Raw genomic sequence first — 24633 nt, forward strand, 5'->3', positions numbered from 1 at the left:
ATGCAAAATGAGGCGATTGAGCCAGGCATTAAAGAGGGACCAGTAGGTAAACAGGTTTTTAAACCTAGTTCTTGGTTAACCAAAATTGATTATATTAATCACCTGGTGCTTTTCAGTAATGTCATGATAGCAGTTCTTGCTGAGCGTGCCTCTGGTAAAACAACCTTCATCAGTTTATTACAAGCAGGCCTTGATTCTAATATTAAGTCGCATGTTATACAGGCTAAGGCTCCATTTTCGCAGGCTGAATTATTAACACAACTTAGCACGGCATTTCATTTAAAAGCTGATAGCGATACCAAACTTAGGGATTTGATTGCACAAATCAATGAGCGTAAAGCGCAGATTCTGCTAATAATTGATGATGCGCAATATTTACCTGATACGTTTTTACAAGAAGTCTTAAGCGAATTAAAAGAGCAAGGAGCTAGTAGTTTTTTCCATCTTTGCTTAGTTTCTGATCATTCTTTATCGACAAGTTTAAACAAGATGGAAAGGGAGCTAATCCACAGCTTGGAACCTGGTAATTTAACAGTGACTGAGACCAAAACCTATCTTCGTCATGTTTTACCCTTCTCAAAAAAATTAGATAAAACAATGACTGAGAAGCGGTTAGATCATTTTTATAAATTAACAGAAGGCAATATCGCTCGTATTAATGCCCAAATGATCGACTATTTTTGTTTTGCAGCTACAACATCAAGTGATAAGAGAAAATATTTAATCAGGGGCTTAAGTTTTGCGGCTACTGCTGCTGTAGCCTTAATTGCTTCTTCTTATATTTGGCAAAATCAGTTTTTACCCTCATCAGTTGACTTATCATCAGGACATGAATTTGAAGAGTCTGTTGCAGAAATCAGTCAACCGTTGCCTTCCTTAGTGCCCGTGGTACCTGTGGCGGAAAGGGAGCTAATTCTGCTTAGCGAATTACCGAATATCCACCAGGAATTGATTAAACGACCCAGTCAAATACCTGCATGGTATGTTGCTGCAATGAGGCAACAAGTGCAGCCATCTCCTAAACGAGTTGTTGATGTAGCAATTGAAGATGAGAGTGATGATTCTTTGGTGGTGAGGGATCGAGTTGTAGTAATTCCTAAAACGATTGCTATTCCTCCACCAGCCCAAGTAACGGAAACGATCCCAGAACAAATTGCCCCAGTGCCTGTTCAACAAGCAGCGGCTCCCAAAGCTGTACCAAAGGTTATTGACAGACCATTTACTATTCAACTGTTAGCGAGTCCAAAACAAGAAGATATTATGCGTTTTGTTAATAATCATAAAATTAAAAAAACAGCAAAGATCCGCTTAACAAAACGTGATGGAGCGGATTGGTATGTATTGACAATTGGCGAGTATAACCAGGTTGAGCATGCCCAGGCAGCAATTAAGAGCCTTCCTACCGAGTTAGCTCGCTATAATCCCTGGGTCCGCCCTGTATCCCAGCTTAAGGCTACGGGCTAGCTATAATGAACCCTATCAGTCAAGGTGGACTTAAGACGATTGTCTCTTTGCCTGGTCCAGGAGATATAGCCAACTACAGCCATCACAGTATAAATAAACATCATGAGACCATGAAAGGCTAAGCGTTTATGCAAATACATATAGGCATAAAGAACATCGGTAAAAAACCAGAGAATCCAGGTTGTAATTATTTTGTAGCACATGAGCAACTGTGCTGCTAGGCTAAGTGCGGTGGTAAGCGCGTCAAGCACTGCAACATTTGAATGAGTGAACATTTTTAAGAGACCTAGGATCAATAGGAAACCACTAATAACAGCAATAAAGAGTAAATACCCTTGTTTTTTAGATAGATGGCCAATAGCTAACTCCTTTTGACTGTGAGATTGGCGCCATAGATACCAGCCATAGCAATTGCTGAAAAAATAAAACATTTCGAGAGTCATATCGGCATAGATAGCATTTTGCCAATAGAGAAGGCTGTTCAGACTTGTAGCAACTAGGCCAACCGACCAGGCTTTACTGTCTAAACGAACAAAATAATAGGTTGACAATATAGAGGTCAGAGCCCCAAATAAATCAAGAAACATAGACTAGCTTTATACAATCTTAATATATAACCTTTAGGTATGAGTTTTAGGTTTTTGCCATCGCCTAAAGTATATTTTCAGAATTGTTTTTGTTTGGATTTCGACTGGCGCTAATTTTATAGTAAACTGTATGTTATGGGAAATTAAAAAATTTTCTGTTAGTCTTTGTGTAGCTAGAGATAGCCAAGGAGAGAAACTATGTACAAAAGGGTGTTATTCGCGACGGATTTTGATGAAGTAGGTATCAGAGCCGCTCATAAGGCGAAAAAAATTGCAGATGAAAATGGTGCGGACTTGCTACTTGTTCATGTTGTTGAACCAATTCCTGCCTATGCTTATCCAGGTTTTGCTGGTTTTGCTGAAGTTGAAGTATCTATACGTGAGCAAGCTGAGAAAGAATTGGCTAACTTAGCTAGACAGCTAGGAGTTGATGACAAGCATTGTATGATTGAATTCGGCTCAACCAAGAATGAAATTCTTCGGGTGGCGCAGGAAAAGAAAATCGATTTGATTGTTACTGGCAGCCACGGCAAACATGGCCTTGCACTCTTACTAGGCTCAACTGCAAATGCCATTCTCCATGGCGCTGAGTGTGATGTTCTGATTGTTCGTCCTGTACCAGCACACGATTAATAATAGGCTGATCCATGTTGGGTTCTACATGGATCAGCTTTTTTTTGCCTTGATAGTAATAGGTCACTCCGTACCCAAGAAAGTCCACTTTTCTCTCGACCTGGACTCAAAATTGAACTTTCTCCAAGATTTTTACATCCCACGTGGCTATTACCCTTGATATACCAAAAATATTCTGTGAATAGAAAGTGAGGGGTTATCTATAATCGCCGTCCTAGCGCTATACTTATAATTAAGACAGCTTGATCTTATAAAGAGGGTGCTGAGATGAGCTTAAAATTATGGCCTATGCTTACACTGATTTTGGGATTGGCTAGTTATAACCTCTGTTATAGCTACTATGTTAACGGGGGTAATACTGTCATTATCGTTAATCAGCCCGCTGGCTATTACAACGGTTATCCTCCTTACAATTATCCCTATTATAATTCCTACTATCCTCCTAACTACGGCTACGGCCCTTATTATTATTTCCCACGATATCGTTGCGCAGTAGTGCCACGCTGTTATCCTTCAGGTTCTTGTAATTATCAGAATCAAGAATGTGGATATTATTGATTGGCTTTTATTAGTAGCTCAGTGACTTCTTCATCCGTCGTTTGGTTAAAATCATCGTACCATAAGCCTACGGCATAAAAATTGACGGGGTTTAGTAAGCAAACGAAATTATCAACTCTTCCAGAAAATTCCTTATAAGTAGAGCAAGCGGCGACGGGCACAGCCACTGCCAAGTGCCTTGGCTTTTGTTTATCTATGCTTTGAACTGCGGCATGCATCGTGGCCCCCGTTGCTATGCCATCATCAATGAGGATGATCGTTTTATCCTTTAGTTCTAGGGTTGGGAGGTTTGGGCGATATAATTTTTCGCGGCGCTCTAATTCTTTTTGTTCTTTTTGAATGACTCGCTCTATGAGTGATTCAGATAAATATAAAGAATTGATAATTTCATCATTAAAAATGACTGTACCTCCGCTTGCAATTGCTCCCATTGCCAGTTCCTCATGCCCTGGGACACCAAGTTTTCGCACAATAAAAACATCAAGCTGAAGTGAAAGCGCCTTTGCAACCTCATAAGCAACAGGTACCCCTCCGCGAGGCAAGGCTAAAATAATAGCCTTGGATCTTTGCGAGTATTCCTCTAACCGTTTCGCAAGAGCAATGCCCGCGTCCCTGCGGTCAATAAATTTTTCCATCACTTTCTCTATTAAAATTAAATTAGGCTATATATAAATTTTAGAAGATTATTCAATCCTAATAAGATAAGTCAGTTATAAGAAGATTATTTTTTGCTAGACAAATGCTTGTTTTTTTTACATCATTGCCACTGAAAAACACTTGATTAAATTAACGTCAGTTATGGGTAAACAAAGGCAAAATTATGAGAAAAAAAACGATGGTATTTTACTGCTTAACCACTTTATTTTTAACAGTATTTTTAACGCAAAAAATAGCTGCTTCAGCAGCTGATTTTTCATCGATTGATAGCAGCAATCAAAAAGCGATTTTATATTATGTGAATGAATATAGAGCGAAACACCATTTAAAGCCTTTGAAAATGAATAATCTTATGTCAGAGGAAGCTGCAAAACATAGTCGTGAAATGGCTAGACATGCTATTCCTTTTGGCCATAAATATTTTGATAAAAGGATTCATCGTTTGTTTGCAGAAATTGGGGACTGTAAAGGTGGTTCTGAAAATGTTGCTTACAATTATAAAGATGCCAAAGATGTTGTTAAAAACTGGTTAACTAGCTCCGGGCACCGCAGAAATATCGAAGGTAATTTCAATTTAACTGGCATTGGTCTTGCGCGCGATAGCCGAGGAAAACTATACTTTACTCAGATATTTATACGCACTACAAATCCAGTCTATACTCAAAAAGCCTAGCGAAATATAACCATAGCCATACCAGCCTCTTATTGGTATGGCAAACTCCGTACCTATTCAGGGGGCGATACAGACTTTCGGTAAATAGGGCGTAAACGCATACAAATAATCAGTCAGGCCCGGTTTAATTACAGGAGTTTTTAAATGTTGAGTAGTCTGATGAATCACATTTTTCCGCCATTTGTCTTTCTCCTTTATCTCTTTTTATTACTTGCAACTAGCAAGATATTTCGTCGTGTAAAACACAAAAAAACAAATAAAGAAGAGGTTCAGACTGCGCGTGCAGTTGTTGGATCAATAAGTTCGCTTTATAGCATTTTTCTCGGGTTTGTTTTGTTTATTCTCTGGAATAACTATCAAAAAGTTAATGAGTATATTAGTTCTGAGGCATCAAAATTATATGTTATTAATGAAAGTATTAATGGCTTTCCTGCAGAAACTCAGAAAATTCTAAGACAAAATTTAAGCTCATATGTTGCTTCGGTTTTAAATGTAGAGCTGCTGGCAATGTCCACTAGAAATGAAAGTCCGGACACTCAGCAGATGTACAATAATTTATATTCGTCTTTTCATAAAACAAAACCTCAAGATCCGGTGGCTTTTGTTTACTATGGCAATGCTGTTTCTGCGTTGAATCAATTGATTGAGATCAGAAATAATCGTGTGAATATGTTGGATGTATTAATTCCAAAAGCCTGGTACGTTATTATTTTTTTAGGAGCCGTTCTTATTGTTTTGATTTATTCCTTAGAAACTGATCTAAAAGGAAAGCATTTTCTTTTAGTTTTATCTGCTTTTTTAAGTTGTTTTCTAACAGCAGTAACTGTTCTTAGTTTTCCATTTTCAGGTTATGGGGAAGTATCCAATAAGCCTTTAGTAAAGGTTTTTAATATCATCGAAAACTCTCAAAATAGCATGGAAAATCTTGTGGAACCCAGCAACAAAGATCTATTCATTAGAAGGTGAATTAGGATCGATGTCCTGACTCTCCGAACCTGTCAATAGAAATAAGCCGACTAGAAAGACAATATAAGCAAGGCCTATCAGCGCGCAGAGAAGACCAAAAAGTAAATTGTTATGAGAGAGATAGATATAGTTAGCGCCCTCAATACCTAAGGCCTGTATCAACATGCTGATCATGCTCATTAAGGCGGAAGCTGTGCCTTTACCTACAGGCGTAGAAAAGAGAATAAGCCTGTTTAACGGCGCGCCAGCAACACCTAAACCAAAAAAATAAATAATAAGTCCGGGCATGAGCCAGACAAAGTAATTGCTGATTGCAAGAGGCAGGATAAAGCCTGCCAGTAATCCGATCCCTATAATGATTGAGCCAATCATCAGGATTTTACGCAAGCTTCCGCGGTAACTAAGATGCTGTAGAAACCAATTGCCTAATATTGTCGCTCCGAATACAGGAATTTGCCAAAGCGCATATTGAATTACTGTAAGCTTCGCGTCAGTAACCAGGATAACAGGAGCAAGCGCAATCCAAGCCAAACAGGGGAGAACCATAAGTCCTAGAGCAGTTGACCCAAGCATAAAAGGTATATTCTTTAACAAATTCAGATAGTTTGTTGCAATAATCTTTGGGGCGAGAGAAACAGGGTTAATTCTTTCACCATCTCGCTTTAGCTGGCCTACAGGTTCAGGCATAAATCGCCATAATCCCCAGAGAGTTATCAGCGCAAAAAAACCAATAAGAACAAAGATTAGTCGCCAGCTAAAATAGTGGATAAAGGCCGCGCCAAGAAGGGGACCGAGTAAAGGTGCCGTTGTCGATACATTAGCCATGAGCGCAATCAGACGTACAGCGTCCATTTCAGAAAAAATTTCTTGCAAGGTTGCGTAACCGATAACGCCAATGAAGCAAAGTCCCATCCCTTGGAAAAAGCGCGCAATTAAAAAATGCCCAATTGAATTAGAGCAGGCAATTAAGATTGTACAGATAAGGAAAAGCGAGGCGCCAAAAAGCATAACTGGTCTTCGACCATAGCGATCAGAAATCGGACCAAGAAATAATTGCAGGCTTGCACCGCCAAGAACATAAGCGGTTAGTGAGGTTGCGATTGCTGTTTCTGGTCCATTAAAGGACTCAACGACTTTAATCATGCCGGGCATAATCATATCATTGGCGATATAAGTCAGAAACTCATAAAACACTAAAAAGCAGGCGAATAGCAAAGCGTGTTTGCGACTAATATTAATTAAAGGTTGGTCCATGTTTATTCTTAATTTTACGCTATTAGATATAAATTATTTTGACACCAGATATCAAAAGGATTGCTTCCTATTGCACTGGACTTGTCAAATATTTTCTCAAGTATATCTTAAGAAAGAGTAATTGCCTATTTTATAGACTTATTTTTGATTGTTCTTGCCCTTAATTCGAATTTTCTTTCTGTATATTAAAGATCGAACTCTTTCTCTCATTGATTAGGGTAAGTTGTCTTAGATCCAGTCTGGATATAATGGTCATCATGGTTGTGTTATTGATTTTTCTCTGTTTCCGTAAAGAGAGTAGCTCATGCCGTGCGGCTTCTAGTGATGCGTAACGCATTTGGTTCTCATAGGATAAGGCTTTTATACTAGCGAGTTTTTCGGATTCTGCACCAATATTCGACAAAACAAATTGATTGAGTGCAGCCATCAGCGAGTTACCAACTTGTTGGCAGATAGCAATATCCTGTTCACTAGCATTAAGGCAAAGCGCTTCCATGCATTGTTCGATTCCTCGGATTGCTGCCTGCGATGCAGCAATGATCGCTACGCTTTCCTCGTTATCAGCAGGCTTTGAAATGATAGCGTTTAGATTTGGAAGTACTAAAGGAAGAGCGATTGTGCTAATCAGTAAGGAGCAAAGTACTACACCGACAACAAGTAAAACTAAGAGATCTCGTTGGGGAAAGGGAGTGCCATCAGGCATGAGCGTTGGTAAAGAAAGGATGGCTGCTAAGGCAATGGTACCGCGAACACCACCTAGGGAAAATACTGCAATAATCCTTAGATTGGGAAGGTGCCAGGTTTTACGACGATGTCTGGCAATCAAGGCTTCAAAAGGCAGTGTTATGTAAATCCAGAGTGCTCGCAGAAAAATTAGGCTGAAAGTAATAATTGCGATGATGACACTGCAGTCTGCCAAGCCAAAGCCAGTATTATCAATTAGTTCAATTGCATGAGGTAAATATAAACCTAGGAGTATAAAAATAAGACCATTGAGAGTCAGATCAAGCATCCCCCAAACAAAATGCCCCTCGATGCGCATTCTAGCCATGGTTCTATCTAAAAAGCCTGCCTTATCAATAGTAAATCCAGCAGAAACTGCTGCAAGGATTCCAGAACAGCCCAAGGCTTCAGCACTAAGATAGGCTGTGAATGGTAAGAGCAGCAATAATAGGTTTTCTGTCGTTGTTTCATCATTACTTTTTAGAGTTAGCTGCCCTAAAAGAGTGATAAAAAAGTAAGTCAGAATCACGCCAATAGCTAGTCCACCAAGACTGATAAATATGAGACTAAGACTAGCGGTTTTAAAAGAAAAAACACCGGTAAGCATCGCTCCTACTGCAAACTTAAAAGAAACAAGACCTGAGGCGTCATTTAAAAGAGCTTCTCCTTGTAAGATATGAGTAATGCGTTGAGGCATTTTGAGTTTGGAACTTATCGAACGGAGTGTGACTGCATCAGTAGGAGATAAGGCAGCTGCTAGAGCGAAAGCAGCTGGTAAGGGTAGTTCGGGGATTATCCAATGGACCATATAGCCGATACCGCCTACTGTAAAAAATACCAAGCCAATCGATAACATGACAATTGGGCGGGTGTTTAACAGAAACTCCCGTTTGGGGAAATGCCAGCTATCGCTGAAAAGTAAGGGGGGGATAAACAGGAGCATAAAAAGCTCTGGATCAAAACCAATATGAAAGGAGGGGCATAAAACGGCAACTACAGCACCTAGCGTAATTTGTAAAACGGGACTAGGCAAGCCTGGAATTAGCCTTGTAGCGACACCAGAAATGACTATTAACAGTAGAAGAACAAGGCAAACGAGAACGGTTTCCATGGTTTTGTAGTACCTTAGTATCAATCAAAGCAGCCTATTCATGGACCTGCATTGTACAAGCTAAAGTTTACACTTTTCTTCCTGTACAAAACGCTTTTCATGACTTTATCCTGCACAACATATCTCCTTAATAATATTCTTTGACAAAAATTGCAAGTTCTAAGTAGAAAAAACCTTTTACTATTCCGAATCTTCTCGGCTTGAAAGCGGGGTCTATGTAGCTTGCACCACTGACAGATCCCGCGGTCAAGCTACGGGAATTCGGTTTTTTTGGGGGGGAGATGGTATATTTGAAAGTGACTTTTCAACAGGGGTTCTTGAGGCGCTTTCCTCTTACACCTAAGAATTTTCTCTGGCTAACATTGAGATCTGACAAATTGCGGAGTATTCTTCTTTTTTTTTTCTTTGCGGGACAAAAATGAACAGTCCCAAAAAAATTCGACTCCCTGCAGTCAAGCTGTGAGAATTCGAAATAATTGAAATGAAACAAAAGGACTAGTCTCATTGAGGGGCTAGCTACGCTGTTGAGGATGTTTATGAATGAGAATAGTAGGGTCATGCGATTAGCTTTTGCGACGCTATGTTCCGGCATGTTTCTACTCGCAGGTTGCGATAATGATCAAGCCAAAGCTGGTGGGGCATTGCCTGAGGTTGGTGTAGTTAAGCTTAAGGCAGAGAAACTGGCACTAACTACAGAACTACCAGGGCGAACACGCCCTTACCGGGTTGCTGAGGTTAGACCTCAGGTCAGTGGCATAATTCTAAAACGCCAGTTCACAGAGGGTAGTGATGTAATCGCTGGGCAATCCTTATACCAAATTGATCCTGCCACTTATCAGACTGCTTTTGACAGTGCTCAGGGAGAGCTTGCTAAGGCGCAAGCAAGTGCAGATATTAGTCATTTAACAGTCAAGCGCTATACACCTCTTTTGGGAACCCACTATGTGAGTCCCCAAGATTACGATAAAGCAGTTGCTAATGCCAAACAGGCTGATGCGGCAGTTGTAGCCGCTAAAGCAGGTTTAGAACAGGCGCGTATTAATCTCCTGTACACCAAAATGAGTTCACCAATTAGTGGGCGTATTGGTAAATCCAGTGTTACAGAAGGTGCATTGGTAACAGCTGGGCAGCCTAAAGCCTTAGCTTCTGTACAGCAACTTGACCCGATTTACGTCGATGTTACTCAATCAAGCACCGATTTTCTGAATTTAAAGCGCGAACTTGCCAAGGGTTCGCTTAAGCAAAATGCAGAGAGTGTTGTTGTTGATTTAATCCTCGATGATGGCAGTTTATACAAACAAAAAGGTACTCTGCAGTTTTCAGATGTGACTGTTGATGAAACCACAGGTTCTATCACCTTACGCGCGATTTTCCCTAATCCAAATCAAGAGTTATTACCTGGGATGTTTGTGCATGCCCGTATCCAAGAGGGGGTTAAAGAAAATGCTTTACTCGCTCCGCAACAGGGTATTACTCGTAATGCTCGGGGTCAGGCTACGGCTCTTGTAGTGGATGAGCAAGGCAAGGTAGTACTACGTACCTTAGCTACAGGGCAGGCTATTGGCGATAAATGGTTGGTTGCTAGTGGCTTAACAGCAGGTGAGCAGATTATTGTGACGGGGCAACTAAAAATCCGCCCCGGGATGGCTGTAAAGGCAGTTGAATCAGACGATGAGTCAAAAACCAAGGCTGCTGCAGATAAGGCTCCAATCAGTGCGCATGTGAGTGGTTAGAAATGTCGAATTTTTTTATTGATAGACCAATATTTGCTTGGGTTTTAGCTATTCTTGTCATGTTGGCCGGTGCTCTAGCAATCTTAACCTTACCCGTTGCCCAATACCCATCAGTTGCGCCACCAGCAGTTGCTATTTCTGCTATTTATCCTGGTGCAGATGCGCAAACCGTTCAGGACACAGTGACTCAGACCATTGAGCAGAACATGAGTGGTATCGATAACCTCATGTATATGTCATCACAAAGTGATTCCTCAGGTACTGTGACTATCACTCTAACCTTCGATGCAAAGGCTGACCCTGATATTGCTCAGGTGCAAGTGCAAAACAAATTGCAATTGGCAATGCCCTTATTGCCTCAGGAAGTACAGCAACAAGGCATCAGTGTTAAAAAAGCAAGCTCTAGTTTTCTAATGGTTTTGGGGGCCGTTTCTGAAAATGGCTCGATGGATCAATACGATCTTGCTGACTATGTGGCGTCTAATATTAAGGATGCTATTAGCCGTTTGAATGGGGTAGGGGATGTGCAACTTTTTGGTTCGCAGTATTCAATGCGAGTCTGGCTTGATCCCAATAAGCTGAATAATTACCGACTACAACCTAGCGATATAATTTTAGCGATTCGCGCCCAGAATAACCAAATAGCTGCAGGTCAATTAGGTGGAACTCCGGCAGTACCTGGGCAGCAACTCAATGCCTCTATCATTGCGCAAACTCGATTAAAATCGCCAGAGGAGTTTGGGAAAATACTGCTAAAGGTAAATTCTGATGGTTCCCAAGTCCGTTTAAGGGATGTGGCTCGTGTTGAGCTAGGTGGGGAAAATTACGATGTTATCGCGCGTTATAACGGCAAGCCTGCAGCTGGTTTAGGTATCAAGCTCGCAGTTGGGGCAAATGCGCTAAGTACCGCAGCTGCTATCAAAGATGAAATCAAACGATTGCAGCCCTTTTTTCCTGCCGGCTTTAAAATCGTTTATCCCTACGATACAACGCCCTTTGTTAAAATTTCTATCCATGAGGTAGTGAAAACCCTATTCGAAGCGATCATCCTGGTTTTCCTTGTAATGTACCTGTTTTTACAAAATTTCAGGGCTACTCTAATTCCTACTCTGGCAGTACCAATCGTACTTCTGGGAACCTTTGCTGTTTTGTCGATCATGGGATATTCGATTAACACACTCACCATGTTTGGTATGGTCTTGGCAATTGGATTGTTGGTTGATGATGCAATTGTTGTCGTCGAGAACGTTGAGCGGGTGATGGCTGAAGAAAAGCTCAGTCCTAAAGAGGCTACGCGGCGTTCTATGGGGCAAATTCAAGGGGCTTTGATTGGGATTGCCCTGGTCCTTTCGGCTGTGTTTATACCGATGGCTTTTTTTGGTGGTTCAACGGGGGCTATTTATCGCCAATTTTCGGTAACAATTGTGTCAGCCATGGCTCTTTCTGTTTTGGTTGCATTGATTTTGACACCGGCACTCTGTTCAACGATGCTCAAACCTGTTTCTGCAGAGGGACACGGCGCTAAAAAGGGGTTTTTTGCCTGGTTTAACAATGGCTTTGAATATTTGACACAACGCTATCACAACCGCGTTGAAAAGTTATTGCTTAAGACAGGTCGCTATCTGGTCGTTTATCTGTTGATTGTTTTTGCGATGGGTTATTTGTTCCTTACGCTGCCTACCTCTTTTTTACCCGAGGAAGATCAAGGCCTGGTTCTGACGATGATGCAATTACCTGCGGGAGCTACTTTAGAGCGTACCCAAAAAATTGCTGATCAGGTTTATGACTATTACGCAACCCAGGAAGGGAAAAATGCTGTTTCAACTTTTAGCGTAGTAGGCTTCGGTTTTAGTGGACGAGGACAGAATGCAGGTATCGCTTTCACTACCTTGAAGGATTGGGAAAAGCGTGGAGGGGCAGAAAATAAAGTGCCTGCTATTATTGGCAGGGCGATGGGGGCCTTCTCTCAGATCAAAGATGGTTTAGTGTTTGCCTTTAATCTACCAGCAATTATTGAGTTAGGTACCGCAAGTGGTTTTGATTTTCAATTGATAGATAGGGGAAATCTTGGCCATGAAAAATTAACTGATGCGCGCAACCAACTTTTAGGTATGGTGGCAGAGCATCCTGATACTTTGGTAGGTGTCCGTCCGAATGGTTTGGAAGATACGCCACAATTTAAATTAGAAATTGATCAGGAAAAAGCAGAGGCCTTAGGTGTCAGGGTTGCGGATATTAACCAAACAATTTCCTCCGCCTTAGGGTCTGTTTACGTGAACGACTTTATCGATCGCGGACGGGTTAAGAAGGTTTATATGCAGGGTAAAACGCCTCATCGTATGTTGCCCGGTGATATTAATACTTGGTATGTAAGAGGTGATAAAGGGCAAATGGTGCCGTTCTCCGCTTTTAGTACAACCCATTGGCAGTACGGTTCTCCTCGATTGGAGCGTTATAACGGCCTGCCTTCCATGGAAATTTTGGGTGAAGCAGCTCCGGGTAAAAGCAGTGGTGATGCAATGGCTTTAATGGCCTCCTTAGCTTCCCAATTGCCTTCTGGCATCGGATTTGATTGGACAGGAATGTCTTATCAGGAACGCCTCTCCGGTGATCAGGCCCCAGCTCTTTATGCAATTTCCTTGCTTGTCGTTTTCCTATGTCTGGCTGCCTTATATGAAAGTTGGTCAATCCCTTTCTCAGTCATGTTGGTTGTACCATTAGGGGTTATTGGTGCTTTATTAGCTGCAAGTTTCCGCTCAATGAATAATGATGTTTATTTCCAGGTTGGTTTATTAACTACGATAGGCTTGTCTGCAAAAAATGCGATTTTGATCGTTGAATTTGCCCAGGACTTGATTGTGAAAGAGGGTAAAGGCTTAGTAGAAGCAACCCTTGAAGCCGTACGTATGCGTTTTCGCCCTATTCTAATGACTTCAATTGCCTTTATTTTCGGGGTCTTGCCCTTGGCTATAAGTACTGGAGCGGGTTCCGGGGCACAAAATGCTGTTGGGACTGGTGTTACTGGCGGAATGATTACTGCGACAGTTCTTGCGGTATTTTTTGTACCTGTTTTCTTTGTTGTCGTGAGACGACGTTTTGGGGCTAAGTGATAGGACGAGCTAATCAGCTCAACACCTGTCATCCAGTTAAGGAAGCAACCTCAAAACCGTTCGGGCTGAGGAGGCCTTTAGGCCGTCTCGAAGCTTTGCATAGTGACGCTTCGAGACCTGTGCTTACGCACATTCCTCTCAAAGAGCAGTGTCTGAAGGATAGATGAGGGGTTGCTGGTTCGAAGTTCTTTCCCGATATTTGCTCCAAAGAGGCTGAGCTGCTCAGCGCGAACGCATGTAATTATTCTTAACTAAATGGTAGTGAGGATGAATGAGGGTTCCTATTAAGTTTCGCAATCTGATATAAACTCGGTATAATCTTTTTCTTTTTATAAAATTCTGATTAATTATGAAGCTGTTGCGTGGATTACATAGGATTCCTGATTTTACTAATGGTTGTGTAGCAACTATTGGTAACTTTGATGGTGTGCATCTTGGGCATCAGGCTTTATTAAAAACCTTAAAAAAACAAGCCGATAGCCTAAAACTTCCCCTGATTGTTCTGCTATTTGAGCCACAGCCTGCGGAATATTTCCGTCCCAAAGATGCGCCAGCGAGATTGACTAATCTACGAGAGAAGTTAACCGTACTTAAGCAGTGCCAAGTTGACTATGTTATTTGCCTTAAGTTTAATAAGGCCTTGGCATTAATGTCAGCACAGGCCTTTGCAGAGCATTATTTTTTTTCCTTATTAAACTGTAAGCATATATTGATTGGGGAAGATTTTCGTTTTGGTCAGGGACGCTTTGGTGATATTCATCTTTTACAAGAGCTAGCCGCCAAACAGGGCTGCTCAATACACGCTTTTCCTGATTTTTCTATTGATAATTATCGCGTAAGCTCGACTAAAATCAGAGATGCCTTGTCACAGGGAGAACTTGAGCGTAGTGCTGATTTATTAGGCCGGACTTTTAGCCTCTGCGGCCGGGTTACTAGAGGAGATGGTCGTGGGAGGGAATGGGGAATCCCTACTGCGAATTTGAGTATGCATCGTATTATGCTTCCGCTAAAAGGGGTTTTTTGTGTAAAAGTGCGCAGAGCCAGCGGTGAACTGATAGATGGGGTCGCCAATTTAGGGAGCAGGCCCACGGTTGATGGAACAAAAAATATTCTTGAAATACACCTTTTTGATTTTGATGAAAGCTTGTATGGTGAGATGTTACAAGTGTTTTTCTTGCACAAATTAAGAGATGAGGTTAAATTTTCATCAGTGGATGCCTTGATTGCGCAAATCCATGATGATGTTGCAGCGGCCAAGTCGGAGTTTCGCGCGCGCCGTTTTATCCTGAAAAATGCAGTTGAGTCGTAGTAGATTCGGTTGTGTTTTTTTGGTTTATACTTAACGCTTTATAGAGTAGGCACTATGGCAGAATACAAAGATACCTTAAATTTACCAGATACGTCTTTTCCAATGAAGGCGAACCTCGCGCAGCGTGAGCCACAGATGTTAGCAAACTGGGAAACAAAGGGTATTTACGAAAAAATTGTAAAAACGCATGCGGGCGCTAAGCGTTTTGTTCTTCATGATGGTCCACCCTATGCCAATGGGCATCTGCATTGTGGTCACGCACTTAACAAGATTCTCAAGGACATCATTGTTAAATCCAAATCCTTTGATGGATTTGAAGCACCCTTTGTGCCTGGCTGGGATTGCCATGGTTTACCTATTGAGCTTAATGTTGAGAAAAAAGTAGGCAAGGCCGGCGCAAAAATCTCCGCGGAAGAGTTCAGGATAAAATGCCGTGAGTATGCAGCAAGCCAAATTGATATACAGCGTGGAGAATTTAAACGTCTGGGGGTCTTTGGTGATTGGGAACATCCCTATGCAACGATGGATTATTCCTATGAAGCAAATATAATTCGTGCCCTAGCAAAAGTCATCGAAAATGGTCATCTACAGCAAGGGTTTAAGCCGGTTCATTGGTGTATTGATTGTGGTTCTGCGCTAGCGGAAGCTGAGGTTGAATACGAAGACAAGGTTTCCCCATCGATTGATGTTGCTTTTATGGCTGTGCAGCCAACACAAATTCTGGCAATTGCTTCTTCCTTAGGTGAGAAGCCTGTCGTTGTACCGATTTGGACTACAACGCCCTGGACCTTACCAGCAAATGAGGCTGTTTGTCTGAACCCTGAGTTAGATTATGTTCTAGTCGATTCTGGTGAGCGTTATTTTCTAGTGAATGAGGAGTTATTAGCCTCAGTGATGTCGCGTTATGGCATAGAAAGTTATCAAAAAGTTGGTAAGGCAAAGGGCCAGGCCTTTGAAAGAATTATGCTGCAACACCCTTTTAATGAGCGTCAGGTGCCTATTATTTTAGGAAGCCATGTCACAACTGATTCTGGAACAGGCTGTGTTCATACCGCGCCTGCTCATGGTCCTGACGATTACCAAGTTGGATTAGCTTATGATTTACCACTTATCAATCCTGTACTTGGAAACGGTTGCTACGCCAGTGATGTACCTCTTTTTGCCGGACTATCAGTATTAAAAGCAAACGACAAAATTATTGAAGTATTGGCAGAACGTAAAGCTCTCCTTCATAGTGAAAAAATTAGCCATAGCTATCCTCACTGCTGGCGCCATAAAACACCAATGATTTTCCTTGCGACACCACAATGGTTTATTGCCATGGATAAGAATGGTTTGCGCAAAGCGATACAGGATGAAATAGATCGTGTTAATTGGGTACCGGATTGGGGTAAGGCACGTATCTCAACAATGGTTGAAACAAGGCCTGATTGGTGTATCTCACGTCAGCGTGCCTGGGGTACGCCTATGACTCTGTTTATACATAAGGAAACAAGAGAGCTTCATCCACGTACAGTTGAACTTATTGAACAAGTTGCTCAACGTGTTGAAAAAAAGGGCATCGACGCTTGGTTTGAGCTTGATATCAATGAATTTTTAGGTGCAGATGCGCAGCATTATGATAAAAGCAGCGATACACTCGATGTTTGGTTCGATTCTGGTGTGTCTCATTTTTGCGTTCTAAAGCAGAATCCAGAACTTGGTTCGCCGGCTGATGTGTATTTGGAAGGATCTGACCAGCATCGGGGATGGTTTAATTCCTCGTTGACAACCGCAGTAGCGATTTATGGTCATGCTCCTTATAAGACGGTATTGACTCATGGTTACACAGTTGATGCTGAAGGGAAGAAACTTTCAAAATCCAAAGGAAACTATGTTTCACTGGATAAATTAATTAACCAACACGGTGCCGATATAATTCGTCTGTGGGTTTCTTCAACTGATTACCGCCATGAGGTAAGTATCTCTGATGAAGTAATAAAACGTAATTCAGATGCTTACCGGCGTATTAGAAATACCTCTCGTTTCTTATTAGCCAATCTTTTTGACTTTAATCCTGAGGAGCATGCTCTTGCAGCTGAGCAATTGGTCGAACTAGATCGTTGGGCTATTAAACGCTGTCAGGTCTTACAGAAAGAAATTGAGGAAGCTTATAGGAATTATCATTTTCATCTAATCTATCAGAAAATCCATAATTTCTGTGCCGTTGATATGGGAAGCTTCTATCTTGATGTGATCAAGGATAGGCAATATACCACCGCTAGGAATAGCTTAGCGAGACGTTCTTGCCAAACGGCTATGTACCATATCATTCATGCTTTGACTCGCTGGTTAGCTCCAATTCTATCGTTTACAGCTGAGGAAATATGGCAGTTTATCCCGGGTAAGATCAGTGAATCGGTTTTTCTTGAGCAATGGTATACCGCTTGGCCGCAAATTGAAGACGTCGATATGGCCTTCTGGGAGCAGTTACAGCTTGTCCGTGATGAGGTGAACAGAGCACTTGAAAGTCAGCGTAAAGAGGGTGTACTTGGATCTGCTTTAGTAGCTGAGGTAACGCTTTATGCAGGAGAAAAGCTTTTCCCCGTTCTGAGCAAACTAAGTAATGAATTGCGCTTTATTTTGATTACTTCTGCTGCGGTTGTTAAACCACTAGAAGAAGCCAAGGATGTTATACAAACGAATAAAGACCTGGGACTAGCTATTGCTGTTCGGGCTAGCACTTATGAGAAATGTAGTCGATGCTGGCATAGGCGTGAAGATGTAGGGTCTGACCCTCAGCATCCTGAGTTATGCCTACGTTGTGCAGGGAATATCACTGGAACCGATGAAGTGAGGCAGTTTGCATGAAAAGATGGCCATGGTTTCTTTTAAGCATAGCTATATTGCTGCTTGATCAGCTAAGCAAATACTGGGCAGAATCGAATTTGGTCCCTTATCAGCCTGAGGCTGTCTTTTCCATGTTCAATTTTACCTTAGCTTACAATACAGGTGCTGCTTTTAGCTTTTTAAGCGGCGCTGGTAGTTGGCATCGTTGGTTTTTTGCTGGATTTTCTGTGGTAATGAGTGGCGTTTTGATTGTCTGGTTAGCAAGATTGACACCAACAGCAAAGCTACAATCTTTGGCAATTAGTTTAATTCTGGGTGGTGCTGTTGGAAATTTATATGACAGGGCGGTGTTAGGGCATGTGATCGATTTTATCGATCTCTATTATAAAAACCACCACTGGCCGGTTTTCAATCTGGCGGATAGCGCCATTTGCCTTGGCGCTTTTTTGCTTGTTATTGATTTATGCAAAAACTCCAGTAGAGAGAGCACTTAAATGCTCGCTCTCGGGGTTAAGAATGCTAACAGCTGCTACTGCTGGCAAACTGAGATAGTGCTCCGCTTCATCCCACTCAATCTCAGCTGGAAATAGACGCAACATAGGCAGACATTTATTTAATGAGGCACAGAAGGCAAGGTTTGCAGGATATGGTCTTGCTTGATGATAACCTAAGGCCATAACTTGCATTGCTTCAGAAATCGTTGCGATACCAGGAATATAATTAATCGAATAGATTGCAGCGGTCTGTGCAATTGCTGGCAAGAAGCCTGGGCTTGAGGCGAAATGTACACCTGCAGTGTAACATTCTTCTAATTGCTGGGTGCTTATAATATTGCTGGCTCCTACACGTAAGGTGGGGAAATCCTGGAGAATTTTTTTCAATAACCCTTGTTCACAGCAATTGATTTCTACGACAGAAAATCCTGCATGAGCTATTTGCTTTAACCTGTCAAATAATAAGGCGTCTACGTCAAGGGTTACAATAATTGATTGATTACCAAACAATTTGTCACTCATCATGGTTTTATTTCACTAGCGAAACTGCAACATCTGTCCATGGTAGAAGACTTGGGGCTGCTTATCAAGTGTTAAGCTAAAAAAAGGTCTTCACACTCCGTTATCCAGAGCGCCCAGCTCCTTTGAGGCAAACATCGATAAAGACCCCGTCATCCCGAATATAGTGAGGGATCTCCGGGATTAGCACAGTGTTACGCTCAGGAGATGTCTCTCTACGTTCGACATGACGTATGTCTTTGGGAGCGTAGCGAAGGATCTCAGGGGCAGCACAAAGCCGCATTATAACGGGACTGACTGTCCTAAGAACTAAAAAGGGGCTCTGATGAGCCCCTTTTTGATTGGATTTATCTAGGATAGGGTGTTGTACTGAAAGGACTTGGTGCGGTACTTGGTGACGGTTCCTCATCTTGCTTTGGCTTCTTAGCAAGAGGAGAGAGTGTTGTACTGAGCGGATTAGGCGCGGTACTTGGCTGAGGAAGACGCGCCAGAGTCGTCAATAAATTATGAATTACGGTAATTGGTATCGGTTGTCCGGGTTTAATGGTGTTGGTAATTGCCTCTTGAGCAAGTCTATCAGGCTCGCCATTTGGGAGGGTCTTGCTATTCTTATAGCGATCTATCGCTTCCTGCGTAGGATTAATACGCATTAATTGAAGCATATGCCTGTCACTTGGCGGAGGTGAAGGTTGTGGGTTAACCATGGTTTGCCCTGGCTGGGGTGTTGGTGCTGAACCCGGAGTCGGCATAGGTTCAGTTGTATTTGAGAGGTCAGTCCTAGCAACGTCAAGCCCAGTCATTGCTGTTGCCCTTAATGCCATTAATTTATTGCGTTCGTCTGTCAGCTGCAAAATATGCTGCTGCATTTTCTCACTACGCTCAACCAAATCTTTCTGTGTATTCTCATAATCCCTCATTTCAGTATCGTGATACTGCTTTACCTTGCCTCTTGCATTACAGAACCCAGGCTTAAACTGTTCGAATTTTGCGTGAGCGGCCGCTTTCTCTTCAGCACTCATGTCCTCAGGTTTCTGGCCTTTTTCTAATAAGAGTAATTGGCCTGTTGCTTTATCTCTATGAATATGTTGATCTTTGGGAGCAATAAAGGCTGCTTTATGATAAGCGTCAGTGCTATGTCCTTCTTCAGTGAAATAATGACATTTACTATGCGCATGATCCAACATTGTCTGCATACCTTCTGCCTCGATGTGAAGTCCATCTAAGTGGTTCATAAGTTGGCTGGCTTCATGATCTTGACCCTGATTAGCAAGTTGCAGGATGTTGGTAGTAAGTTGAGCCATCTTTGCTTGAATGTCCAGGAGGCCATTTTGGGTTGCATGAACTCTTTCTTGATGAGGCAGGCTCTCTAAAGATTGAGAATGTGCATCCAGGTTGTCGAGATTTGTAGCCAAGAGGCCAAAGCGCTCTTGAATTTCTTCACCGGCAGCCAGATGGGCAGTAATTTCTTCTCCAAGTTTTTCGGCTTCATCTAAACTGTCGTCAATTTCATTTTGAAGATCTTGTATAGCTTGATCGTAAGAGCTTAAAAGGTATCTTCGTAAGGCTTCATCAGACATAGCTGATATTGGCGCAGATGTATGGCTCTGTGCTGCTACTTCTTTGGCACGGGCTAAGCTTTTCTGATCTTGCCTTTCATTAGCTGCAATGGTCTCTCTCGTTTTTGCCCTTCTTTCAGCTATTTTCATTCTGCGAACATTTAGCAAAAATAATTGTTTTAAGACTTCTTTGCGGTATTGAGCCAGGGCAGCCTGCTCTTTTAAGTCAGCAATTATGGCAAGTTGTTCTCGTTGTATTGCTTGTTGGGCTTTTCCGATAGGTGAATTGAGACGAGCAATATGGCCAGTTAGCCCCATCTCCTTCGCATTTGCAGCAGCGGCAGCTGCTGGTGTAGTTTTACCCCTTTGATAAGGTTGTATAAGTTGGGCTAAGTCTGCATCATTTTTAACAACAACAGGAGCTGGTTTACCCTGTACGCTAAGGGTGAGAGCGTTTGGATGATTTCTATCATGAAGTAGTTGAATATCCTTCTGCATGCCAGTGGAGCCAGTCTTTGCTTGTTCTGCAGCAGATTGTTTTGTGCGTTGATTCATTGGCGACATAAGGCCTGAGAATGATTTTTTTGTCATAGTTAAATCCTGTTAATTAAATCTGACCAATATTTTAAATTATACACGATATAATTGTCTATACAATAGCCAAAGTGGCTCCCCATTGAGCTAAAGCTGCGCATTTACCAGCAAATATCGGCTTTTGCTGTTGGTAGCCCGCCAGGACCAGCAGTCACAGTTTTAATACCAAGATTATTCAAGCCTAATGTTTGACAGGCTTTATCATTTATTGCTTGAGCTTTGGTTGGGATTGCTTCTAGGTTGAAAGAACTATCCGTTTGCTCGACTATTGCCAAAATATACCAGCTTTGTGAGGAGTGCTTGCTTGCGAGAATATCGGTACTGGTTCCAGTGCCTAAGGTTGCACCCTGATAGCTATGATTTTCAGCAAAGTAGCGTTCCATGCGGCTAGCAAGGTCGATTAAGGATGTTTGCCCATCGATACGTCTGCTGCGAGTGATTGCTTCTTGGAAAATTGGGTAAGTGAAGGTCGTTAAAATACCGACAATAATAATAACGAACATCAGTTCAATTAGAGAAAAGCCTTCGGTTTTCATATCAATTCCATTGTTGCGAGAGTTTAACCACAGATCGAAGCGCCCTAAAGGCCTCCTCAGTCCGAACGGTTGTGATGCTGAGGAATTATAGAGAAAACTCAGAAATACTTGAAGTTGGATTTATAGCACTTGCCCTTCGTGATCGTCCTGGAGAGGAGGTATGAAACAGAGAAGGATGATGGGAGTGCCTAGCCGACTCATCGGCGGTGATCACTGGTAATCGATCACCGAGTAAGGCCTCAAACATGCAATGTGTACTATTATGCTCATGAGGTAAATGCTCAGTGCGTACAGGATTATCTAAAAAATACTGCTTATCCTCGTTAATGCCAGTAATAGGGTGGTTAGAGGCTTTCTTGTTTTGCAAGACGCCATGTAGGGCTAAGTCCTCATCCTCAAAGGCCCAATGATAAAGCTGGCGGCGTAAAACCTGTATTTTTCCTAAGAGGTCGTGTTTGAAGTGTCCTACCTTATTGTCAATCCAATTTGCGCCCAAGGTTACACCTCTAGCTGCTAAGCGAAACACTATTCCAATACTATTGTCCCAAACAATAGCTGCAGTAGTTAAGAGCTTGCCAGCCGTGTAGGTAAGAGCTCTGGTTATTGGATTCAGGATGCTTAGAGCGATACGTATGCAAAGAGAAGTGATATCAATTAAGGGCAAAACAACCAGATTTTTCATCAGTTGAAATGGTGGTGAAAAAATTGCCATTGCCCAATTAGCTACTGAATTAATAATACTGTTTTGTGAATAGGTACCAAAGGGTGAATAAAAGCCATAGAGTGGCGAAAGGCGAAAACCTGTCAGATAGTTCCAACTATCAGGTCGTGTCGCAAAGTCAATTAAGACCTCTCCCAAAGCATCCCAGTTACCTATCGTTGCTAAGGTTTTGCTGAGCATGTTGGTTAGACCGCGGAAGGGCACATGAATAAGCAGTGAGGCCATCTCCTGGAAAGGTATAGTGGCTATTGCCAATGATAAATCTGCAAGGCCAGCAAAAATTTGCTTGCCTGTACGAAGCAATAAATTCCAACTTTTCTTTAAACCAGAAAGTAGCCCATCTTTAAAGCCATAATGATAAGCCTCTATGAAGGGTCCAATTAACATTTTCCCCAGAATCATTCCACATCTAAGCAACCACTTAATCGTGCCAAGAAACCAATCATTACCAGGATATTTTAGGGTATCGTTAATTGCTACACCCTGTTTAGCGCCAAGGAAAGCATAGTTTATATAAGGAAATTCCCCCATTTCCTCTTGTAGGCTAGGGAATATTTTGCACAAGCTCCAACCCATGGCAATTGCCAAAGAAATGACAATTGCTACCTCTGCAGGATCGTCTTTTAATATATCAATGGCTTGGATTAGAAACTGATCAAAATTTCCCGCAAGAATCATTCCCTGCCAATAGGTAGTTGCCGCAGACAGGGCTTCTGAAAGCATGCCATGGCTCATCCACCTGCCGAAGTCTTGGGTTGGGCCTATTCCTGCGATTAATCCATTTAAATGCAATTTAGCAAGGATGGAAGTAAGTACTTTGGGGGCAATGATTGCCCCAGCCCCGTAAAAATAAGCGGCTGCAGCCAGGGTACCAGTGATTGGGTGCCTTTCACTGGCATCAACGAAAAAGGCTGCAAGATGACGCGCTACACTTAGGGCTCGATGCAGGGGGTCATCATAGGCTTGTGGACTAGGAGGATGCTCTTCACGAACAATGACGTAATTACTTTCTCGAATTTGTGTTTCGATAAACTCTTCCAAAGTTTGATCATTAGAAAGTAAACCCCGGTTTCTTAAAATTTCTTGCAGGGTTGTGTGAAAATGCTCGGTAAACGTTTTATTGCCTAGATCTTCTCCGCCATCTTCTGTATCTGATTCCTCCGGTTGCGGATGTCCTGCATTGATATGATTGTTAAAGTCGTTATATAAGTCATTGCCAATATAATCTTTCAGCGAATTGTAAAGATAAATAAAGAAAGCAGGTACGCGAGAAAGAAAGGCTTTGAACTGTAGGCTTATACGCTCGGGTAAGAAGAGGGGGCCCTTCGCTAGTTCGCTTAGAGAGGATAAATCATCGCCAGTAGGGAGAGGATAATATAAGCCACTGCTTTCAAAATAATTAATTTTCAACATTTCATTGTGCAAGCGCACAACAAGCTGATTATGCGGTAATTTTACCCAGTTGCCATCAGCACGCGTGCCGAGCAGACGTATTGCCTCTTCGGCGGTCTCTGCCTCTAGGGGTAAATATCTTGCCTTAGTCAGGGCCTTAACCATGGTATTGAGATCAGGGTAACCGTTTTGTTGGAGCCCTTTTAAGTGGTAATAGGGCTTAATTTTAGTGATTGAAATACCGCCAGTCTGGATAATCGTCTCACTGGCATGCTCGGGTTTTTTGGGGGAAGCCAAATGATTCACTAAGTCTTGGCAATTTTGCCAAAGCTTAGAAAAAAATACTTGCACGCGTTTAAAACGATTTGCAGGAATATTAGATAATTGTGAACCGGCTTCCAGACCATAAAGTTGGCAGATTACCCGGAGAGTATCCTCTATCGCTGCTTCATCATTGCCAATATGTAATTCACTGTCCCAAACATAGCAGGGTGGGAGCTCTGAGTTGTCAGTCACATGTTGACTGAAGTCAAGTTGATCAAGCCTTGAAACAGGGTGGACTCGATTAAATTCATAGTGATGAGCAAATTTACAGATGTCATATAAAATAGAGCCTAAATCACCTTCAGAAACAACAGGATTATTAGCTATTAGACGATTACCATCACGACAGTCTTCAAGAATATTGATAAGGTCTTGACGTAATTTCTCTTGCCCTTCCCAATCGTGAGGATTCAGCGCACGTTCCTTTGCTAATAAGGATTGCAACCTCTTTATACAGGTTGTGGTTAATTGGTATTTTGCGAGCTGCTCTATAGAACGTGGTTGAGCATAGAAGTCCGAACGAATCCGATAACGATTAAGAAGGCTAATCGCATTGGCCACAATTGAGGCGCAACGTGTTCCTGGTAATTGCTTCAGTTTTTCTGGAGCATGAGATAAAAGAAGTATTTGGACGGTATTTTTGTCATGATTAGCAATAAGGCGCAGGCGATCTCCACCAGGTAAGAGATAATCTGTGTTGTAGGAGCCATATAAAACGGTTCCAGCCTGCCCGCTGGTCGCTGAACCAGTAATTGTAGGTGTTGGAGTATGTTGATAGGGGTGGACTTGTAATTGAATTACTGTTTGTAATCGACCGTTAATTAACTGAACAATGGCCATGGTCAAATCTAAGAAAGGCTTAGTTAATGAGCGACAGTATAGATTTTTAC

General features: G+C 42.0%; 18 protein-coding genes. 10 read left to right on the forward strand and 8 right to left on the reverse strand.

Annotated features, from left to right (window positions below; genetic code table 11):
* Positions 1-1464, forward strand: coding sequence for an AAA family ATPase (locus BN1094_RS14380; RefSeq protein WP_044011776.1), 1464 nt, complete (start codon positions 1-3; stop codon positions 1462-1464).
* On the opposite strand, the gene pnuC is transcribed toward BN1094_RS14380, so the two are convergent.
* A complete protein-coding gene (pnuC, locus tag BN1094_RS14385; protein ID WP_044011777.1) occupies positions 1461-2051 on the reverse strand; it encodes a nicotinamide riboside transporter PnuC in 591 nt (196 codons plus the stop codon). The two genes, BN1094_RS14380 and pnuC, sit on opposite strands and share 4 nt — an antisense overlap.
* Before the next feature lie 198 nt (positions 2052-2249).
* Between pnuC and BN1094_RS14390 the strand changes: the two genes are divergently transcribed.
* Both BN1094_RS14390 and BN1094_RS14395 read left to right on the forward strand, forming a co-directional pair.
* Complete coding sequence (locus BN1094_RS14390) at positions 2250-2684, forward strand: universal stress protein (protein ID WP_044011778.1); 435 nt, start codon at positions 2250-2252, stop codon at positions 2682-2684.
* Between the two features lie 267 nt (positions 2685-2951).
* Positions 2952-3242: a hypothetical protein gene (locus BN1094_RS14395; protein ID WP_044011779.1), complete on the forward strand. Its 291-nt coding sequence runs from the start codon at positions 2952-2954 to the stop codon at positions 3240-3242.
* On the opposite strand, the gene BN1094_RS14400 is transcribed toward BN1094_RS14395, so the two are convergent.
* Positions 3236-3877: a phosphoribosyltransferase gene (locus BN1094_RS14400; protein ID WP_044011780.1), complete on the reverse strand. Its 642-nt coding sequence runs from the start codon at positions 3875-3877 to the stop codon at positions 3236-3238. The two genes, BN1094_RS14395 and BN1094_RS14400, sit on opposite strands and share 7 nt — an antisense overlap.
* A 185-nt stretch (positions 3878-4062) precedes the next feature.
* Here BN1094_RS14400 and BN1094_RS14405 point away from each other — a divergent pair, with 185 nt between their 5' ends.
* Both BN1094_RS14405 and BN1094_RS14410 read left to right on the forward strand, forming a co-directional pair.
* Positions 4063-4572, forward strand: coding sequence for a CAP domain-containing protein (locus tag BN1094_RS14405; protein WP_052403314.1), 510 nt, complete (start codon positions 4063-4065; stop codon positions 4570-4572).
* Positions 4573-4716: 144 nt separating this feature from the next.
* Positions 4717-5538: a bestrophin-like domain gene (locus BN1094_RS14410; RefSeq protein WP_052403315.1), complete on the forward strand. Its 822-nt coding sequence runs from the start codon at positions 4717-4719 to the stop codon at positions 5536-5538.
* Here BN1094_RS14410 and BN1094_RS14415 read toward each other — a convergent pair.
* Positions 5521-6792: an MFS transporter gene (locus BN1094_RS14415; protein WP_044011781.1), complete on the reverse strand. Its 1272-nt coding sequence runs from the start codon at positions 6790-6792 to the stop codon at positions 5521-5523. The two genes, BN1094_RS14410 and BN1094_RS14415, sit on opposite strands and share 18 nt — an antisense overlap.
* A gap of 160 nt (positions 6793-6952) precedes the next feature.
* Positions 6953-8626, reverse strand: coding sequence for a Na+/H+ antiporter (locus BN1094_RS14420; protein WP_044011782.1), 1674 nt, complete (start codon positions 8624-8626; stop codon positions 6953-6955).
* Positions 8627-9162: 536 nt separating this feature from the next.
* On the opposite strand from BN1094_RS14420, the gene BN1094_RS14425 reads away from it, so the two are divergent.
* The 5 genes from BN1094_RS14425 to lspA all read left to right on the forward strand — a co-directional run bounded on the left by BN1094_RS14425 (position 9163) and on the right by lspA (position 18101).
* Complete coding sequence (locus BN1094_RS14425; protein WP_044011783.1) at positions 9163-10359, forward strand: efflux RND transporter periplasmic adaptor subunit; 1197 nt, start codon at positions 9163-9165, stop codon at positions 10357-10359.
* Positions 10360-10361: 2 nt separating this feature from the next.
* Complete coding sequence (locus BN1094_RS14430; protein ID WP_044011784.1) at positions 10362-13469, forward strand: efflux RND transporter permease subunit; 3108 nt, start codon at positions 10362-10364, stop codon at positions 13467-13469.
* Positions 13470-13818: 349 nt separating this feature from the next.
* Complete coding sequence (gene ribF, locus BN1094_RS14435) at positions 13819-14778, forward strand: bifunctional riboflavin kinase/FAD synthetase (protein ID WP_044011785.1); 960 nt, start codon at positions 13819-13821, stop codon at positions 14776-14778.
* 54 nt (positions 14779-14832) lie between these two features.
* A complete protein-coding gene (ileS, locus tag BN1094_RS14440) occupies positions 14833-17628 on the forward strand; it encodes an isoleucine--tRNA ligase (protein WP_044011786.1) in 2796 nt (931 codons plus the stop codon).
* Positions 17625-18101, forward strand: a complete 477-nt coding sequence (gene lspA / locus BN1094_RS14445; protein ID WP_044011787.1) for a signal peptidase II — start codon at positions 17625-17627, stop codon at positions 18099-18101. The genes ileS and lspA overlap by 4 nt, the downstream gene beginning before the upstream one ends.
* Here the strand turns inward: lspA and BN1094_RS14450 are convergent.
* The 4 genes from BN1094_RS14450 to BN1094_RS14465 form a co-directional block, all read right to left on the reverse strand.
* Positions 18069-18626, reverse strand: coding sequence for a multidrug DMT transporter permease (locus BN1094_RS14450; protein ID WP_044011788.1), 558 nt, complete (start codon positions 18624-18626; stop codon positions 18069-18071). The two genes, lspA and BN1094_RS14450, sit on opposite strands and share 33 nt — an antisense overlap.
* 341 nt (positions 18627-18967) lie before the next feature.
* Positions 18968-20767, reverse strand: a complete 1800-nt coding sequence (locus BN1094_RS14455; protein WP_044011789.1) for a hypothetical protein — start codon at positions 20765-20767, stop codon at positions 18968-18970.
* A 104-nt stretch (positions 20768-20871) separates the two neighbouring features.
* On the reverse strand, positions 20872-21306 hold the full coding sequence (locus tag BN1094_RS14460; RefSeq protein WP_044011790.1) for a type IV pilin protein: 435 nt from the start codon (positions 21304-21306) through the stop codon (positions 20872-20874).
* Between the two features lie 85 nt (positions 21307-21391).
* The gene (locus BN1094_RS14465; protein WP_044011791.1) at positions 21392-24583 is read right to left on the reverse strand and encodes a hypothetical protein; all 3192 of its coding nucleotides are present in this window, start codon (positions 24581-24583) and stop codon (positions 21392-21394) included.
* Between the last annotated feature and the right edge of the window lie 50 nt (positions 24584-24633).

The organism is Legionella massiliensis (assembly GCF_000756815.1).
Taxonomy (GTDB): domain Bacteria; phylum Pseudomonadota; class Gammaproteobacteria; order Legionellales; family Legionellaceae; genus Tatlockia; species Tatlockia massiliensis.

Bases quoted from the DNA above. Each gene is read 5' to 3' on its own strand.
- BN1094_RS14430 (WP_044011784.1), top strand. From the start codon at position 10,362: ATGTCGAATTTTTTTATTGATAGACCAATATTTGCTTGGGTTTTAGCT.
- BN1094_RS14455 (WP_044011789.1), bottom strand. From the start codon at position 20,767: ATGACAAAAAAATCATTCTCAGGCCTTATGTCGCCAATGAATCAACGC.
- BN1094_RS14425 (WP_044011783.1), top strand. From the start codon at position 9,163: ATGAATGAGAATAGTAGGGTCATGCGATTAGCTTTTGCGACGCTATGT.
- pnuC (WP_044011777.1), bottom strand. From the start codon at position 2,051: ATGTTTCTTGATTTATTTGGGGCTCTGACCTCTATATTGTCAACCTAT.
- ribF (WP_044011785.1), top strand. From the start codon at position 13,819: ATGAAGCTGTTGCGTGGATTACATAGGATTCCTGATTTTACTAATGGT.
- BN1094_RS14400 (WP_044011780.1), bottom strand. From the start codon at position 3,877: ATGGAAAAATTTATTGACCGCAGGGACGCGGGCATTGCTCTTGCGAAA.
- BN1094_RS14405 (WP_052403314.1), top strand. From the start codon at position 4,063: ATGAGAAAAAAAACGATGGTATTTTACTGCTTAACCACTTTATTTTTA.
- BN1094_RS14415 (WP_044011781.1), bottom strand. From the start codon at position 6,792: ATGGACCAACCTTTAATTAATATTAGTCGCAAACACGCTTTGCTATTC.
- BN1094_RS14390 (WP_044011778.1), top strand. From the start codon at position 2,250: ATGTACAAAAGGGTGTTATTCGCGACGGATTTTGATGAAGTAGGTATC.
- BN1094_RS14450 (WP_044011788.1), bottom strand. From the start codon at position 18,626: ATGATGAGTGACAAATTGTTTGGTAATCAATCAATTATTGTAACCCTT.
- BN1094_RS14410 (WP_052403315.1), top strand. From the start codon at position 4,717: ATGTTGAGTAGTCTGATGAATCACATTTTTCCGCCATTTGTCTTTCTC.
- BN1094_RS14465 (WP_044011791.1), bottom strand. From the start codon at position 24,583: ATGGCCATTGTTCAGTTAATTAACGGTCGATTACAAACAGTAATTCAA.
- ileS (WP_044011786.1), top strand. From the start codon at position 14,833: ATGGCAGAATACAAAGATACCTTAAATTTACCAGATACGTCTTTTCCA.
- lspA (WP_044011787.1), top strand. From the start codon at position 17,625: ATGAAAAGATGGCCATGGTTTCTTTTAAGCATAGCTATATTGCTGCTT.
- BN1094_RS14380 (WP_044011776.1), top strand. From the start codon at position 1: ATGCAAAATGAGGCGATTGAGCCAGGCATTAAAGAGGGACCAGTAGGT.
- BN1094_RS14460 (WP_044011790.1), bottom strand. From the start codon at position 21,306: ATGAAAACCGAAGGCTTTTCTCTAATTGAACTGATGTTCGTTATTATT.
- BN1094_RS14420 (WP_044011782.1), bottom strand. From the start codon at position 8,626: ATGGAAACCGTTCTCGTTTGCCTTGTTCTTCTACTGTTAATAGTCATT.
- BN1094_RS14395 (WP_044011779.1), top strand. From the start codon at position 2,952: ATGAGCTTAAAATTATGGCCTATGCTTACACTGATTTTGGGATTGGCT.